Raw genomic sequence first — 14,965 nt, forward strand, 5'->3', positions numbered from 1 at the left:
GGGGGCCCATCGCCCGCTCCGACCTGCCCGGGGCCCCCTCCGTCAGCGCTTCGCGCTGCCACCTCCCCGTCCCGGGGAGGATTAGGTTCAGCGCACGCATCACGCCGCCAGCGCTCCATACCCTTCGCGCTCCAGTTCGTGGGCCAGTTCCGGCCCGCCCGAGCGCACGATGCGCCCGCCCGCCAGCACGTGGACGAAGTCCGGCCGCACATAGTCGAGCAGCCGCTGGTAATGGGTGATCAGCAGCACGCCCTTGTCGGGCTTGCGCATGATGCGGTTGATGCCTTCTCCGACCGCCTTCAGCGCGTCGATGTCGAGGCCGGAGTCGGTCTCGTCCAGCACCGCGAAGCGGGGATCGATGATCCCCATCTGCACCATCTCGTTGCGCTTCTTCTCGCCGCCCGAAAAGCCGACATTCACCGGCCGCTTCAGCATGTCGAAATCGAGCCCCAGCGCCTCGGCCTGGGCCTTGGCGAGCCGCAGGAAATCGCCCGCCGAAAGCTCGTCCTCGCCCCGTGCGCGGCGCTGCGCGTTGAGGGCCGTGCGCAGGAACTGCACGTTCGACACGCCGGGGATTTCGACCGGATACTGAAAGCCGAGGAACAACCCCGCGGCGGCTCGTTCGTGCGGTTCCATTTCCAACAGGTTCAACGCGCCCAATTCGGTTTGGCCTGAGCCTGTCGAAGACCTCCCTTCTTCTTGCGGCGGCGAAGAAGGGGAAGGGAGGGCTTCGACAGGCTCAGCCTGAACCGGTTTGAAAGTGACCGACCCCTCCGTCACCTCATACCCCGGCCGCCCACCCAGCACATAGGCGAGCGTCGACTTGCCCGCCCCGTTCGGCCCCATGATCGCATGCACCTCCCCCGCATTCACGGAGAGGTCGAGCCCGCGCAGGATCGGCTTGTCGTCGACAGTGGCGTGGAGGTTTTCAATCTTGAGCATCATTTCGCCTTGTTAGGCTGGTTGCAAAGAACGGAGGCTGATGTGCCCGCGACGCGGGATTTCTCTTTGTTGAAGCCAATCCTCCGAGCCGCCTCGGAGAAGGCTGCCTTCTGCTCGTCCGGACCTTCCAGATCGCGCTTAACCACCGAACCGTCTTCGAGGTGTTTAGGGAAAAGGTATCCGGAACATGCCATTTCCGCCCAAAACGAGCGGTCCGATTTTTTGGCTGACCAAAAATATGTCGTGATGGCAGCCGCCAATAGAAGGACGAGCCAAAATACGGGCTCGACCAAGGCAGCCACTATTCGGCCTCGAAGAGCCGGTGACGTCTCCTCGCTCACCCCACGCTCCCCTCAAGGCTAATCCCCAGCAGCTTCTGCGCTTCCACGGCGAACTCCATCGGGAGTTGCTGCAGCACTTCCTTCGCGAAGCCGTTGACGATCAGCGCCACGGCGTCTTCTTGCCCCAGCCCGCGGCTCATCGCGTAGAACAGCTGGTCGTCGCTGATCTTGCTGGTGGTCGCCTCGTGCTCGATCTGGGCGCTCGGGTTCTTGACCTCGATGTACGGCACCGTGTGGGCGCCGCATTCGTGGCCCAGCAGCAGCGAGTCGCACTGGGTGAAATTGCGCACGCCCTCCGCGGTCGGGCCGACGCGGACCAGCCCGCGATAGGTGTTGTTCGACTTGCCGGCGCTGATCCCCTTGGAAACGATCGTCGAGCGGCTGCCTTTCCCCAGATGGATCATCTTGGTGCCGGTATCGGCCTGCTGATAGTTGTTCGTCACCGCGACCGAATAGAACTCGCCGACGCTGTTCTCGCCCGCGAGCACGCAGCTCGGATATTTCCAGGTGATCGCGCTGCCGGTCTCGACCTGGGTCCAGGACACCTTCGCGTTGCGGCCCTGGCACAGCGCCCGCTTGGTCACGAAGTTATAGATGCCGCCCTTGCCCTCGGCGTCGCCCGGATACCAATTCTGGACGGTCGAATATTTGATCTCGGCATCGTCCAGGGCGACCAGCTCGACCACGGCGGCGTGGAGCTGGTTCTCGTCGCGCATCGGCGCGGTGCAGCCTTCGAGATAGGAGACGTGCGATCCCTTGTCGGCGACGATCAGCGTCCGCTCGAACTGCCCCGTATTCTCGGCGTTGATCCGGAAATAGGTGGAAAGCTCCATCGGGCAGCGCACGCCTTCGGGGATGTAGACGAACGTGCCGTCGCTGAAGACCGCGCTGTTCAACGTCGCGAAGTAATTGTCGTGGATCGGCACCACGCGGCCGAGCCATTTCTTCACCAGCTCCGGATATTCGCGGATCGCCTCGGAAATCGAGCGGAAGATGACGCCGGCCGCCTCCAGCTCCTTGCGGAAGGTCGTCGCGACGGAGACGGAGTCGAACACCGCGTCGACCGCCACCTTGCGCGCGCCCTCGACGCCCGCGAGGACCTTCTGCTCCTCGATCGGGATGCCGAGCTTTTCATAGGTGCGGCGGATTTCCGGATCTAGCTCGTCCAGGCTCTTCAGCGTCGGCTTGTGCTTCGGCGCCGCGTAATAATAGGCGTCCTGGTAATCGATCGGCGGCACGTTCAGCTTGGCCCAATCCGGCGCTTCCATCGTCTGCCACAGCTGGAACGCCTTCAGCCGCCAGTCGAGCATCCATTCCGGCTCGTTCTTCTTCGCCGAAATGAAGCGGACGGTGCTCTCGTCCAGCCCCTTGGGCGCGAATTCCTGCTCCAGGTCGCTGCTAAAGCCCCATTCATAGGTGGAGAGCTTCTCGGCGACGTCGAACGCCTCCTGGTTACGGGTCGCCATTACGAATTCACTCCAGCCTGAATCCCAAACTCGGTTTGGCCTGAGCTTGTCGAAGGCCTCCCTTTCTTTTCTGAATTCAAAAAAGAAGAAGGGAGGGCTTCGACAGGCTCAGCCCGAACCGGAGCGGGGGCGGTCAGACTTTGCAAAGTGACCTGGGACAGCGCCCCCCTGATCGCCTCATTCACCGGCCCCCAATGCGGCCGCACCTGGCACGCGCCTTCCAGCGCGCAGTCGTGGCGGCCCTCGTCCACGCAGGAGGTCATCGCGATCGGCCCCTCGACCGCCTCGACCACGTCGGCCAGGCTGATCGCTTGCGGAGAGCGCGTCAGCACGAACCCGCCGCCGCCGCCCCGCGCCGAGCGGAACAGCCCCGCGCCGGCAAGCTTGCCCAGCAGCTTCTGCGTGGTCGGCAGCGGAATCCCCGTCTCCTCCGCCAGCACCGTCGCCGACAGCCGCGCGCCGTCCCCCGCCCGCGCGGCGGCGGACATGATCACGACGGCATAATCGGCAAGGTTAGACAGGCGCATAGTCAATCGGACTGATTTGGTCGGATTGCATCTGGTGGAGGGAGGGGGCGGAGTCAAGCTTCCCTCTCCCCTGCGGGGAGAGGGCGACTCGCGGCAAAGCCGCGAGCGGGGTGAGGGGGTTCGGCGTTCGAATGCGAAGCTCCGCACCCCCTCACCCGGACGGCTTCGCCGTCTCGACCTCTCCCCGTAGGAGAGGTGCTCATTCACCGCGTCGGCACCGGCTCCGCCCCGGAATAGTCGTAGAACCCCCGCCCGGTCTTCCGCCCCAGCCACCCGGCCTCGACATATTTGACCAGCAGCGGCGCCGGCCGGAATTTCGGGTCGCCCGTCCCGTCGAACAGCACGCGCGTGATCGACAGGCACGTATCCAGCCCGATGAAATCCGCCAGCGTCAGCGGCCCCATCGGGTGGTTCAGCCCCAGCTGGCAGGCCGCGTCGATGTCGGGGATCGTCGCCACGCCTTCGCCCAGCGCGAAGCACGCCTCGTTCAGCATCGGCATCAGCACGCGGTTGACGATGAAGCCCGGCGCGTCGTTCGCATGCACGATCCGCTTGCCGAGTTTCTGCCCGAACGCCTCCACCTTCGCGACCGTCTCGTCGGAGGTCGCGAGTCCGCGGATCACCTCGATCAGCCCCATTACCGGCACCGGATTGAAGAAATGCACGCCGATGAAGCGCGCGGGGTCCGGCGCCGCCTGCGCCAGCCGCGTAATCGGGATCGACGATGTGTTGGACGCCAGCACCGCGTCGGCCGCCAGCACCTTGCCCGCGCTCTCGAAAATCTTGCGCTTGATCGCCTCATTCTCGGTCGCCGCCTCGACGATCAAGCCCGCCTCGGCCATCGGCCCATAGTCCGCCACCGGCTCGATCAGCGCCAGCGCCGCGTCGCGGTCGGCCTGGCTGATCTTTTCCTTGGAAACCGCGCGGTCGAGCTGCTTGGCAATCCCCGCCTTCGACTTCTCCGCCACCTCTCGGCTCACATCGGCCAAAAACACCCGATACCCCGCCTGCGCCGAAACCTGCGCGATCCCCGCGCCCATCTGCCCGGCGCCGATCACTCCGACTGCCTTCATTGCACTTCCCTTCGTCATGCCGGACCTGATCCGGCATCCACCTGCCTTTGACGGCGCTCGGGTTGGAAGAAAAGAAAGAATGGTTCGCGCGGAGGCGCGGAGGCGCAGAGAGTCCGAGGTTACGCGACTCTCCGGCGAAGCCGGTCAAAGCTTAGCTCGGCTTCGCCGAAGTGATCCTGAAACGCGGACCCTCCGCGCCTCCGCGCCTCCGCGCGAACCAATTTTTACGGCGCCGTCCCCGGCGGCTGCGCCTCGGCCAGGATCAGCGCAAACCGATCCTCGTCATCTGTCCATTCCGCGATCGGCGTCCAGGCGCCGGCCCGCAGCAGCAGGCGGGCGTCGCGGGGGCCGTATTTGTGGCTGTTCTCGGTGTGGATCGTCTCGCCCGCCGCCATCGTGAAGCGCTCGCCCTCGATGCTGAAGGCGACGTCGCGCGTCGCCTCCAGGTGCATCTCGATGCGCGCGAAGCGGTCGTTCCAGATCGCGCGGTGGCGGAACGCGTCGACGGGAATGTCCGCGTCCAGTTCGCGGTTGATGCGATGGAGCAGGTTCAGGTTGAACGCCGCCGTCACGCCCTCGGGATCGTCATAGGCGCGGATCAGCACGCTCACGTCCTTGATCCGGTCCATGCCGATCAGCAGCATCGATCCCACGCCCAGTGTCTCGACCATCGCGCGCAGCAGGTTGACCGCGGTCCGCGCGACCATATTGCCGATCGTCGAGCCGGGGAAGAAACCGAGCTTCGGCAGCGACGCGATCTCCGGCGGCGGCGCGATCGGGTGCATGAAGTCGGCCTCGACCGGCAGGATCGACAGCTTCGGGAAGTCGGAGGCAAGCGCGGCCGCGCTTTCGCGCAGGAACTCGCCCGAAATGTCGATCGGCACGTAGGCGGCGGGCGCGACCGCCTCCAGCAGATGCGGCGTCTTGATCGACGATCCCGATCCGAACTCCACCACCGCGCGCCCCGGCCCGACCCGCTCGGCCACTTCGGGCGCGATCCGCTGGAGCAGCGCCGTCTCGACGCGCGTCGGATAATAGTCGGGCAGGCCGGTGATGCGTTCGAACAGCTCGGAACCGGCGCGGTCATAGAACCAGCGCGCCGGGATCGCGCGCCGGGCGCTGCGGAACCCGGCCAGCACATCGGCGCGAAACGCGGGGTCGATCCGGTTGGGCGCGAGCAGGTTCACAAATCCCTCGCCAGCCGCACGCCGGTGAATTGCCAGCGCTGATGGGGGTAGAAGAAATTGCGGTAGCTCGCCCGCACATGGCCGCGCGGGGTCGCGCACGATCCGCCGCGCAGCACGAACTGCCCGCTCATGAACTTGCCGTTATACTCGCCGACCGCGCCTTCTGCGGGCCGAAAGCCCGGATACGGACGATAGGCGCTGCCGGTCCATTCCCAGACACTTCCAAAAAGACCGCCGCGACGCGGCCGCACCGGCCCCGCGGCATCAAGGAATTCGCCGTCGTTGGGGTCCAGCCCGGCAGCGGCATGCTCCCATTCCGCCTCGGTCGGCAGCCGCGCGCCCGCCCAGCTTGCATAAGCATCCGCCTCGTAGAAGCTGACATGCGTAACGGGCGCGGCCGGATCGACCGGCTTCAGCCCGTCCAGCCCCAAGCTGACCCACCCGGCGCCGTCGCGCTCCCAATAAAGCGGCGCCTCCACCCGTTCGCGCTGCACCCAGGCCCAGCCGTCGGACAGCCACCAGCGCGGCTCGCGATAGCCGCCATCCTCGATGAAGGTGATCCATTCCGCATTGGTCACCGGCCGATCGGCAAGCGCGTAAGGAGTCAGCAGCACCTGGTGCCGCGGCCCCTCGCAATCGAACGCAAAGCCAGGACCGGCATGGCCGATCTCGACGATTCCCCCTTCATGGCTGATCCACCCGAGCCCGCTCGTCCCGAGCGAAGTCGAGGGGCGTACGTCCGGCCCTTCCCAGCGCCCCTCGACTTCGCTCGTGACGAGCGACAGAGGAGAAGCAGGTTCCGGGCTCCAAACCGCCGGCCGCAGCGGATTCTGCGCAAACAGGTGCAGGATATCGGTCAGCAGCAATTCCTGGTGCTGCTGCTCATGATGGCAGCCGAGCTCGACCAGCCCCCGCGCCTCCGCGCCAAGCCCCGGCAGGGCATCGGCCAGCGCCGCGTCCACATGCGCGCGATACGCCCGCACCTCATTGAGGCTCGGCCGCGTCAGCATGCCCCGCCGCGGTCGGGCATGGCGCGGCCCTTCGGCCTCGTAATAGCTGTTGAACAGATAGGCGTATGCCGGATCGAACGCCCGATATCCGGGCACGTCCCGCAGCACGAAGGTCTCGAAAAACCAGCTGGTGTGCGCCAGGTGCCATTTGGCGGGCGAGGCGTCGTCCATCGACTGGACGGTGGCATCCGCGTCCGACAGCGGCGCCGCCAGGTCCATGCTCAGCCCCCGCACGCGCCCGAATAGCGCGGCCAGCGGCTCCGCCTCCCCCAGATGCGCAAACGGCGTCATCCGTGCCATCATAGGGGCGGATTGCGCGCTTGTCGTTACCTTTTTGTTCTTATTTGCGGCAGGAGCTTAGCTGCGCGAGGCGCCCGGAACCCACAGCACGTCGCCGCCCTGCTGCGCCGCGACCGCGCGCGCCGCGACAAACAGATGGTCGGAAAGACGGTTCAGATAGGCGAGCGCGGCCGGATTCAGCACAATTTCGGTCGCGGCGCCAACCGCCGTCCGCTCGGCGCGGCGGACCACCGCGCGCGCCAGGTGCAGCGCCGCCACGCCCGGCGTCCCGCCCGGCAGGATGAAGGAGCGCAACGGCGCCAGTCCCTCGTTCATCGCGTCGATCTCGCGCTCCAGCCGCTCGACCTGAGCCGGCACGATGCGGAGCGTCATTTCCGAAGGGGCGAAGTCCTCGCCCGGCGTCGCGAAATCGGCGCCCAGGTCGAACAGGTCGTTCTGGATGCGCGTCAGATCGCGCACGATCGGATCGTCGCCCAACGCCGCGATCGCCACGCCCAGCGCGCTGTTCGCCTCGTCGACATCGCCGATCAGCGCCATTCGCGGATCGGCCTTGGACACGCGCGATCCGTCGACCAGCCCGGTCGTACCCGAGTCGCCGGTCCGCGTGTAGATCTTGTTGAGCTTGACCAAATCCCAAACTCCGTTCGGCTCGCCCTGAACTCGGTTTGGGCTGAGCTTGTCGAAGCCCTCCCTTTCCTTCTTCACGCCGCAAAAGAAAGGGAGGCCTTCGACAGGCTCAGGCCGAACCCCGCGAAGGTTGGTTCACCCTCCTACCGCGCCAGCAGCATCAGCAGCGCGGCGATGAACACCGCGATCGCCTGGAAGAAGATGCGGCCCATCATCATCCGGTTCTGCTTCAGCCCCGATGCGCTCGGGCCGGTATTGCCCGATTTCAGGTCCGCCTCGGTCGTCTGCAGGAAGGTGACGACGCCGCGAATCAGCATCACCACCGCGGCGATCGCGGCCGCGATCATCAGGATCCAGAGGAAGAGAGTCATGCCCGCAATCTAGTCCTTGGAGAGGCGAAATCCAAGCGGCGCGGTGCCGGCGCGAAAGGCTGCGACGATAGCCTGCGGATCGACGCCGTCGGCGCGCAGATCGGCGAGCGCCAGCGCGCCGTGCCGCTTCGCCAGCCGCTCGCCGTCCGGTCCGATCAGCAGCCGGTGATGGTGATAGGCGGGCGTCGGCAGCTGCAGCAGATCCTGCAGCAGCCGGTGAACATGAGTCGACAGGAACAAATCCTCGCCCCGGATCACGTCGGTCACGCCCTGCGCGGCATCGTCGACGGTGACGGCCAGGTGATAGCTGACCGGTGCATCCTTGCGCGCCAGCACCACGTCGCCCAGCAGCTCGGGCCGCGCCGCGACGGTGCCCACGCGTTCGTCGCGCCAGCTGAGCGGGCCTGTCAGCGCTATCGCCTTGGCGACGTCCAGCCGCCACGCGTGCGGCCGGTCCAGATCGGGCGCGCGCAGGTCCCGGCACGTGCCCGGATACAAAGGGCCGTCGGGACCGTGCGGCGCAGAAGCGCTGCGAGCGATATCGGCGCGGGTGCAGAAACAGGGATAGACGAGCCCGCGCAGCTTCAGCCGTTCCAGCGCTTCGGCATACAGCGCCAGCCGCTGCGACTGGCGCACGACGGGGCCGTCCCAATCGAGTCCCAGCCAGCGCAGGTCGCCCTCGATCCCGGCGATATGTTCCTCGCGGGCGCGGCCCGGATCGATGTCCTCGATGCGCAGCAGAAAGCGGCCGCCGCGCGCCCGGGCGAAGTCGTGGGACAGCACCGCGCTCATCGCATGGCCCAGGTGCAGCCTGCCGGTCGGGCTCGGCGCGAATCGTGTTGTGGATAAGTCTAGGGACAAAATCGGGGATCGGCTTGACGGGGACTCGGGCGGAATGTCATTTCGTCGTCATTCTCCTCGGGCACAAGCCTGGGGCGCGTGGAAAGGGGAACGGCGTTTGTACCATCCCGATCTGATCCGACATCCGGACAGTTGCCCGGCCCTGGTGCTGAACGCCGATTACACGCCGCTCAGCTACTATCCGTTGAGCCTCTGGCCCTGGCAGACGGCGATCAAGGCGGTGTTCCTCGATCGGGTCGACATCATCGAATCCTACGAGAAAGAGGTTCGAAGTCCCACCAGCGCGATGAAGCTGCCGTCCGTCATCGCGCTCAAGCAATATGTGCGGCCTTCGCAACACCCGGCCTTCACCCGGTTCAACCTGTTCCTCCGCGACCGCTTCAGCTGTCAATATTGCGGCACCAGTCGCGACCTCACCTTCGATCACGTCGTCCCCCGCGCCTATGGCGGCCGCACCACCTGGGAAAATGTCTCGACCGCCTGCGCGCCCTGCAACCTGAAAAAGGGCGGCCGCACCCCCACCGAAGCGCATATGGCGCTGTTCGAACAGCCCTACCGCCCGACCACCTGGCAGCTCCAGGACCACGGCCGCGCCTTCCCGCCGAATTACCTGCACGAAACCTGGCGCGACTGGCTCTACTGGGACGTCGAGCTGCAGGCTTGACCTCGTCCCTCTCCCACAGGGAGAGGGCGACTCGCGCCTATGGCGCGAGCGGGGTGAGGGGATCGGGCCTATCCGAACTTCCACGATCCCCTCACCCGGTCAGCGCACGCGCTGACTCGACCTCTCCCTACGGGAGAGGTGAGGGCTAGCTCTGCGGTGTCGGACTCGGCGAAGGCTCCGGAGTCGGCGTCGCGGCCGGCGCCGGCGTCACTGCCGTCGTGCTCGCCCGCGCGTCCTGCCCGTCACCCTCCGGAGCAGCGATGATGTCGCGAGTCACCGCGCCCTTGTCGACCGCCGTCGTCGCGGGCGATCCGACTTCGGAACGGATGCCGGGCACCGCATTGCTCGCGCCGGCATTGCCCAGCGTCGCCTGCTCCGGCGCGCTGCGCGGGGCGGGGCCGCCGAACATCGCCTGCAGCGCCTGGGTGGAGCTGTCGGCCTCCTGCGGCCGCGGCGCGCCGGGCTTGGGCGGCGCCAGTGCGAAATCGGGCGGCACGACCAGCGGCGCGCGGCGCGCCACCGCGAACTCGTCGGGGCGCGCGCGGTTCAGTCCGCCGCCGCCGCAGCCCGCGAGCGTCAGCCCCGCCACGGCCAGGACAATCACATTACGCATTCACATTCTCCGCGGGTTCGTTTGCCTGGCGCATGAACAGCGCGCGCCCGAGCAGGATCAGAACGCCGATGGTAATCGCGGCGTCGGCGACATTGAAGACCAAAAAGGGGCGGAAGTCGCCGAAGTGCAGGTCCAGGAAGTCGACCACGTAGCCGAACCGCACCCGGTCCAGGATGTTGCCGATCGCACCGCCCAGCACCAGGCCCAGCGCGGCGACGTCGCCCCGGTTCTTTTCGCGCCACAGCCAGACCAGCACGCCGGTCCCGATCGCCGCCGTCAGCGCCACCAGCGCCCAGCGCATCGTCTCGGACCCGGCGGTCAGGAATCCCATCGACACGCCGTAATTCGGCACGAAGTGAAAGCGGAAGATCGGCAGCAGCTCGACCGTCCCGACCGTCAGCAGGTCGAGCGGCCCCGTCATCACCCACTTCACCAGCTGGTCGACGACGAAGACCGCAAGCGCGATGAGAAGGCCAAGGCGGCGGGTATTGCTCACCGACAAAGACCTCCACTCCGTTCGTTTCGAGCGAAGTCGAGAAACGCGCGTGACGTCGAGCTCCGCTTCTCGACTGCGCTCGAAGCGAACGGAGTCTGGTTACGCACCCACCACCTCCGAACACCGCGCACACAGCGCCCCATCCTCCGGCACTTCCGGCAAATGCCGCCAGCAACGGCCGCATTTCAGGCGCTCGGTCCTCGTCACCGCGATCGTATCGCCGGGCGAGACCTTCGCCACGATGAACAGCTCCTCCAGGTCGGCGTCGGCGCGCTCCGGCACCGTCACCTCGGCCTCAAGGCTCGATCCGATCACCTTCTCACGGCGCAGCGGTTCGATCGCTTCGGTGACTTGTCCTCGAAGCGACCGCAGCGCATCCCACTTGGCGCTAAGCGCCGGGTCCAGCCACCCCGCATCCACCTCAGGCCATTCCGCGAAGTGCACGGACTCCAACCCGCTCATCTCGAGCGAAGTCGAGAGACGGGTCTGCCACACTTCCTCGGTCGTGAACGGCAGCACCGGCGCCAGATACCGCACCAGCGCATTGAACAATATGTCCAGCACCGTCCGGTACGCCCGCCGCTTCGGGGACGCGGGCGCGTCGCAATAGAGACAGTCCTTGCGGATATCGAAGAAGAAGGCGGACAGGTCCTCGTTCGCGAACTCGCTCAGCCGCCGGACGTAGCGATTGAACTCGAAGCCGTTCACCGCCTCCTTCAGCTCGCGGTCCAGTTCCGCCAGCCGGTGCAGGATATAGCGTTCCAGCTCCGGAAACTCGGTCGTGCGCTCGGCCTCGCCGAACCCGTCCAGCGCGCCCAGCAGATATCGGAAGGTGTTGCGGAGCTTCCGGTACGCGTCGGACGCGCCGGCCAGCACTTCCTTGCCGATCTTCACGTCCTCGAAATAGTCGGTCGAGGCGACCCACATGCGCAGGATATCGGCGCCGCTTTCGCTCATCACCTTCAGCGGGTCGACGACGTTGCCCAGGCTCTTTGACATCTTGCGCCCCTGCCCGTCGAGCGCGAAGCCGTGGGTCAGCACCGCCGCATAAGGCGCCCGCCCGCGCGTGCCGCAGCTTTCCAGCAGCGACGACTGGAACCAGCCGCGATGCTGGTCGGAGCCTTCGACATACAGGTCCGCGCGCGCGTCCATGCCGTAGCGCGCCTCGATCACGAACACGTGCGTCGAGCCGCTGTCGAACCACACGTCGAGAATGTCGCCGACCGGCTCATAGTCGACCGCGTCGTAATCGGGCCCAAGCAACGCCTGGTGATCGGCCAGGAACCACGCATCGGCCCCGCCGGCGCGGAATGCCTCGATGATCCGGTGGTTGACCGCGGGATCGCGCAGATACTCGCCGGTCCTGCGGTTCACATACAGCGCGATCGGCACGCCCCAGGCGCGCTGGCGGGAGATGACCCAATCCGGCCGTCCCTCGACCATCGCCGCGATCCGGTTGCGCGATTTCTCCGGCACCCACCGCGTCCGTTCGATCGAGTCGAGCGCCAGTTCGCGGAGGGTGGGGGCGTTACTTCCCTCTCCCATCGGGAGAGGGCGACTCGCCTCTGGCGAGCGGGGTGAGGGCGACAGGGTTTGGTCGCCCTCACCCTCCCACCGCTGCGCGGCGGGTCCCTCCCTCTCCCGCTGGGAGAGGGGCTTATCCATCCCGATGAACCATTGCGGGGTCGCCCGGAAGATCACTTTCGCCTTGGACCGCCAGCTATGCGGATAGCTGTGGCGATAGTCTGCGCTCGCCGCCAGCAGCGCGCCGGCTTGCGCCAAGTCGGAACAGATCGGCCCGTCCGGCGCGTTGAACTTGGGGTTGATCACCGATCCCTGGCCGCCCAGCCACGCCCAGTCGGCGCGATACTTGCCGTCGCCCTCGACCGCGAACACCGGCTCCAGCCCGTGCGCCTTGCACAGCTCGAAATCGTCCTCGCCATGATCCGGCGCCATATGGACAAGGCCCGTGCCCTGGTCGGTGGTGACGAAATCGCCCGGAAGGAACGGCCGCGGCTTCGCGAAGAAGCCGCCGAGATGGTGCATCGGGTGACGGGCGATCGTCCCGGCGAGATCGGCGCCGGAGTGGAAGCTGTCGATCGACCAGCAACCATCGAGTTCGGGATCCGATGGCCCGCGAAGAAGAGCATCAACCCTGCTCTGAAACGCCTCCACAAGCTCGGTCGCGACCAGAAAGGGTCCGATTTTCGGTCCGTCGTGGGTGCGGCACGATGTCAGCGCATAGTCCACCTCCGGCCCATAGGCGATCGCCTGGTTGACCGGGATCGTCCACGGCGTGGTCGTCCACACCACCGCATGCGCGCCGACCAGTTCCGGGATCGGGCTCTCGACGATCTCGAACGCCACGTCGATCTGCGTGGACGTGATGTCCTCATACTCGACTTCGGCTTCGGCCAGCGCGGTCTTCTCGACTGGGCTCCACATCACCGGCTTGGCGCCGCGATACAGCTGGCCGGTCTCGGCGAATTTCAGCAGCTCGCCGACGATCGACGCTTCGCTGTCGAACTTCATCGTCAGATACGGGTCGTCCCAGTCGCCCATCACGCCCAGGCGCTGGAATTGCTCGCTCTGGATGCCGACCCACTTCGCCGCATAGGCCCTGCATTCGGCGCGGAACTCGGCCGGCGGCACGTCGTCCTTGTTCAGCTTCTTCTTCCGGTATTCCTCCTCAATCTTCCATTCGATCGGCAGGCCGTGGCAGTCCCAGCCCGGGATGTAGGGCGCATCCTTGCCCATCAGCGATTGGCTGCGGACGATGATGTCCTTCAGCACCTTGTTCATCGCATGGCCCATATGGATGTCGCCATTGGCGTAGGGCGGGCCGTCATGCAGGATGAACCGCTGCCGCCCGGCGCGCTTCTCGCGCAGCCGCTGATACAGCCCCATCGCCTGCCACCGCGCCAGAATCGCCGGCTCCTTCTGCGCAAGGCCCGCTTTCATCGGAAAGTCGGTTTTCGGCAGGAAGACGGTGTCGCGGTAGTCGGGAGGAGTATCGGCCATAAGTCCGGCGCCCTTAGCGCGCCTGTGTGTGGTTTTCTACACGCACGTCAGTTGGTTCACGCGAAGACGCGAAGCCGCGAAGGGACGGTGAAGCATTCATCCTCGTTGCCCTTCCGGCGGAGCCGGAGATGAACTGGCTAAAGGATCGGCTCCGCCGGCCGAGACCCGCTCGAACTCTTCGCGCCTTCGCGTCTTCGCGAGAACCAAAAAACCTAAGGCACAGGCCCCATGCGCGGCACGGTGCCGCCGGCGGCGCGTTGGCGGAGGACGCGGAGGTAGGTGTCGACCAGCGCCTGGTTCACCTGGTCCCAGCCGAAGCGCTCGGCCGCCTTTTCGCCCGCGGCGCCCGCCGCCCGCCGCACGTCCGCGTCGGTCGCATAGACCGAAAGCGCATCGGCAAATCCCTCGATCCAGCCCGGCCGCACCAGCCGCCCGGTCACGCCGTCGCGCACCAAGCTCTCGCTCCCGGTCGCGATCGCAGCGACGACCGGCACCGCGCACGCCATTGCTTCCAGCGTGACGTTGCCGAACGTCTCGGTGACGGAGGGGTTGAACAGCACGTCCATGCTGGCGACCGCGCGACCCAGATCGGCGCCCCCTTGAAAGCCGGCGAACACCGCGTCGGGCAGCCGTCGCTCGAACCAGTCGCGCGCCGGCCCGTCGCCGACCACCAGCACGCGGTGCTTCACGCCCCGGCGGACAAGCCCGTCGATCGCGTCCGAAAACACGTCGAGGCCCTTTTCCATGACCAGCCGGCCGAGGAACCCGATCGCGACGTCATCGTCCGCGATGCCGAGCCCGCGCCGCCACTCGAGGTCGCGGCGGCCGGGGTTGAAGATCTCCCGGTCCACGCCGCGCGTCCAGATGCCGACGTCATAGCTCATGCGCTGGTCGCGCAGCACCTGCGCCATCGAATCGGATGGCGCCACGATCGCGTCGCAGCGGCGGTAGAAGCGGCGCAGGATGCCCTCGATCACCGGCTCCAGGAAAGCGAGCCCGTAATAGCGCGGATAGGTCTCGAACCGCGTGTGCACCGACGCGACAACGGGCAGGTTTCGCCGCCGCGCGAAGCTGACCGCGCGGTGCCCCAGCACGTCGGGCGCCGCGACATGGAACAGGTTCGGCCGGAATCCGTCCAGATCGCGCCGCAGCCGCGCCGGGATGCCGGTCGAAAAGCGATATTCCGGCCGCCCCGGAAAGGCGAAGCTGGGCGCGGACACCAGCTCGCCGGCGGGCGGAAAGGCGGGCGTATCGGTCGTCGGCGAATAGACGCGCACCTGCGCCCCCTGGCGGAGCAGATAGCCCACCAGCCGGTTGAGCGCCTGGTTGGCCCCGTCGCGGACATAGTTGTAGTTGCCGCTGAACAGCGCGATGCGAAGGTCGCTGGCTTGCATCGGCGTGCTGTTAGTCGCCCCGCGCCGGCTTCTCAACTTTTCGTCATGCCGGACTTGATCCGGCATCCCGCT

General features: G+C 66.6%; 14 protein-coding genes and 1 pseudogene. 1 reads left to right on the plus strand and 14 read right to left on the minus strand.

What is annotated here, in order from left to right:
- Positions 1 to 99 precede the first annotated feature (99 nt).
- The 10 genes and pseudogenes from sufC to gluQRS all read right to left on the minus strand — a co-directional run bounded on the left by sufC (position 100) and on the right by gluQRS (position 8,705).
- Positions 100 to 942, minus strand: coding sequence for a Fe-S cluster assembly ATPase SufC (sufC, locus tag SCH01S_RS12440; protein ID WP_046349346.1), 843 nt, complete (start codon positions 940 to 942; stop codon positions 100 to 102).
- The gene (locus tag SCH01S_RS16555) at positions 942 to 1,244 is read right to left on the minus strand and encodes a hypothetical protein (RefSeq protein ID WP_157032922.1); all 303 of its coding nucleotides are present in this window, start codon (positions 1,242 to 1,244) and stop codon (positions 942 to 944) included. The genes sufC and SCH01S_RS16555 overlap by 1 nt, the downstream gene beginning before the upstream one ends.
- A gap of 35 nt (positions 1,245 to 1,279) precedes the next feature.
- Entirely contained in the window at positions 1,280 to 2,749 is a 1,470-nt protein-coding gene (gene sufB, locus SCH01S_RS12445) for a Fe-S cluster assembly protein SufB (RefSeq protein ID WP_046349146.1), read from the minus strand.
- A gap of 122 nt (positions 2,750 to 2,871) precedes the next feature.
- Positions 2,872 to 3,276, minus strand: a pseudogene (locus tag SCH01S_RS12450) (SUF system Fe-S cluster assembly regulator); the annotation flags it as partial.
- Between the two features lie 203 nt (positions 3,277 to 3,479).
- Entirely contained in the window at positions 3,480 to 4,349 is an 870-nt protein-coding gene (locus tag SCH01S_RS12455; RefSeq protein WP_046349148.1) for a 3-hydroxybutyryl-CoA dehydrogenase, read from the minus strand.
- A 224-nt stretch (positions 4,350 to 4,573) separates the two neighbouring features.
- Entirely contained in the window at positions 4,574 to 5,536 is a 963-nt protein-coding gene (gene egtD / locus SCH01S_RS12460; RefSeq protein ID WP_046349149.1) for an L-histidine N(alpha)-methyltransferase, read from the minus strand.
- Complete coding sequence (gene egtB / locus SCH01S_RS12465; protein ID WP_245612259.1) at positions 5,533 to 6,837, minus strand: ergothioneine biosynthesis protein EgtB; 1,305 nt, start codon at positions 6,835 to 6,837, stop codon at positions 5,533 to 5,535. Before egtB ends, egtD begins: the two co-directional genes overlap by 4 nt.
- Positions 6,838 to 6,903: 66 nt before the next feature.
- Positions 6,904 to 7,476: a cob(I)yrinic acid a,c-diamide adenosyltransferase gene (locus tag SCH01S_RS12470; RefSeq protein WP_046349348.1), complete on the minus strand. Its 573-nt coding sequence runs from the start codon at positions 7,474 to 7,476 to the stop codon at positions 6,904 to 6,906.
- Between the two features lie 140 nt (positions 7,477 to 7,616).
- The gene (locus SCH01S_RS12475; protein WP_046349150.1) at positions 7,617 to 7,844 is read right to left on the minus strand and encodes an HIG1 domain-containing protein; all 228 of its coding nucleotides are present in this window, start codon (positions 7,842 to 7,844) and stop codon (positions 7,617 to 7,619) included.
- A gap of 9 nt (positions 7,845 to 7,853) precedes the next feature.
- Complete coding sequence (gluQRS, locus tag SCH01S_RS12480; RefSeq protein ID WP_084689559.1) at positions 7,854 to 8,705, minus strand: tRNA glutamyl-Q(34) synthetase GluQRS; 852 nt, start codon at positions 8,703 to 8,705, stop codon at positions 7,854 to 7,856.
- Between the two features lie 97 nt (positions 8,706 to 8,802).
- Between gluQRS and SCH01S_RS12485 the strand changes: the two genes are divergently transcribed.
- Complete coding sequence (locus SCH01S_RS12485; protein ID WP_046349151.1) at positions 8,803 to 9,369, plus strand: HNH endonuclease; 567 nt, start codon at positions 8,803 to 8,805, stop codon at positions 9,367 to 9,369.
- Positions 9,370 to 9,514: 145 nt separating this feature from the next.
- Here the strand turns inward: SCH01S_RS12485 and SCH01S_RS12490 are convergent, their stop codons facing one another.
- The 4 genes from SCH01S_RS12490 to SCH01S_RS12505 form a co-directional block, all read right to left on the minus strand.
- Complete coding sequence (locus SCH01S_RS12490; protein WP_046349152.1) at positions 9,515 to 9,982, minus strand: DUF3035 domain-containing protein; 468 nt, start codon at positions 9,980 to 9,982, stop codon at positions 9,515 to 9,517.
- A complete protein-coding gene (gene lspA, locus SCH01S_RS12495; RefSeq protein ID WP_046349153.1) occupies positions 9,975 to 10,484 on the minus strand; it encodes a signal peptidase II in 510 nt (169 codons plus the stop codon). Before lspA ends, SCH01S_RS12490 begins: the two co-directional genes overlap by 8 nt.
- Before the next feature lie 93 nt (positions 10,485 to 10,577).
- Complete coding sequence (gene ileS / locus SCH01S_RS12500) at positions 10,578 to 13,499, minus strand: isoleucine--tRNA ligase (protein ID WP_046349154.1); 2,922 nt, start codon at positions 13,497 to 13,499, stop codon at positions 10,578 to 10,580.
- A gap of 212 nt (positions 13,500 to 13,711) precedes the next feature.
- Positions 13,712 to 14,893 carry a glycosyltransferase family 4 protein gene (locus SCH01S_RS12505; RefSeq protein WP_046349350.1) on the minus strand — a complete coding sequence of 394 codons (1,182 nt, stop codon included), beginning with the start codon at positions 14,891 to 14,893 and terminating at the stop codon, positions 13,712 to 13,714.
- Between the last annotated feature and the right edge of the window lie 72 nt (positions 14,894 to 14,965).

Source organism: Sphingomonas changbaiensis NBRC 104936 (assembly GCF_000974765.1).
Lineage (GTDB): Bacteria > Pseudomonadota > Alphaproteobacteria > Sphingomonadales > Sphingomonadaceae > Sphingomonas_B > Sphingomonas_B changbaiensis.

Bases quoted from the DNA above. Each gene is read 5' to 3' on its own strand.
- sufC (WP_046349346.1), bottom strand. From the start codon at position 942: ATGCTCAAGATTGAAAACCTCCACGCCACTGTCGACGACAAGCCGATC.
- sufB (WP_046349146.1), bottom strand. From the start codon at position 2,749: ATGGCGACCCGTAACCAGGAGGCGTTCGACGTCGCCGAGAAGCTCTCC.
- SCH01S_RS12455 (WP_046349148.1), bottom strand. From the start codon at position 4,349: ATGAAGGCAGTCGGAGTGATCGGCGCCGGGCAGATGGGCGCGGGGATC.
- egtB (WP_245612259.1), bottom strand. From the start codon at position 6,837: ATGACGCCGTTTGCGCATCTGGGGGAGGCGGAGCCGCTGGCCGCGCTA.
- SCH01S_RS12475 (WP_046349150.1), bottom strand. From the start codon at position 7,844: ATGACTCTCTTCCTCTGGATCCTGATGATCGCGGCCGCGATCGCCGCG.
- SCH01S_RS12490 (WP_046349152.1), bottom strand. From the start codon at position 9,982: ATGCGTAATGTGATTGTCCTGGCCGTGGCGGGGCTGACGCTCGCGGGC.
- ileS (WP_046349154.1), bottom strand. From the start codon at position 13,499: ATGGCCGATACTCCTCCCGACTACCGCGACACCGTCTTCCTGCCGAAA.
- SCH01S_RS12505 (WP_046349350.1), bottom strand. From the start codon at position 14,893: ATGCAAGCCAGCGACCTTCGCATCGCGCTGTTCAGCGGCAACTACAAC.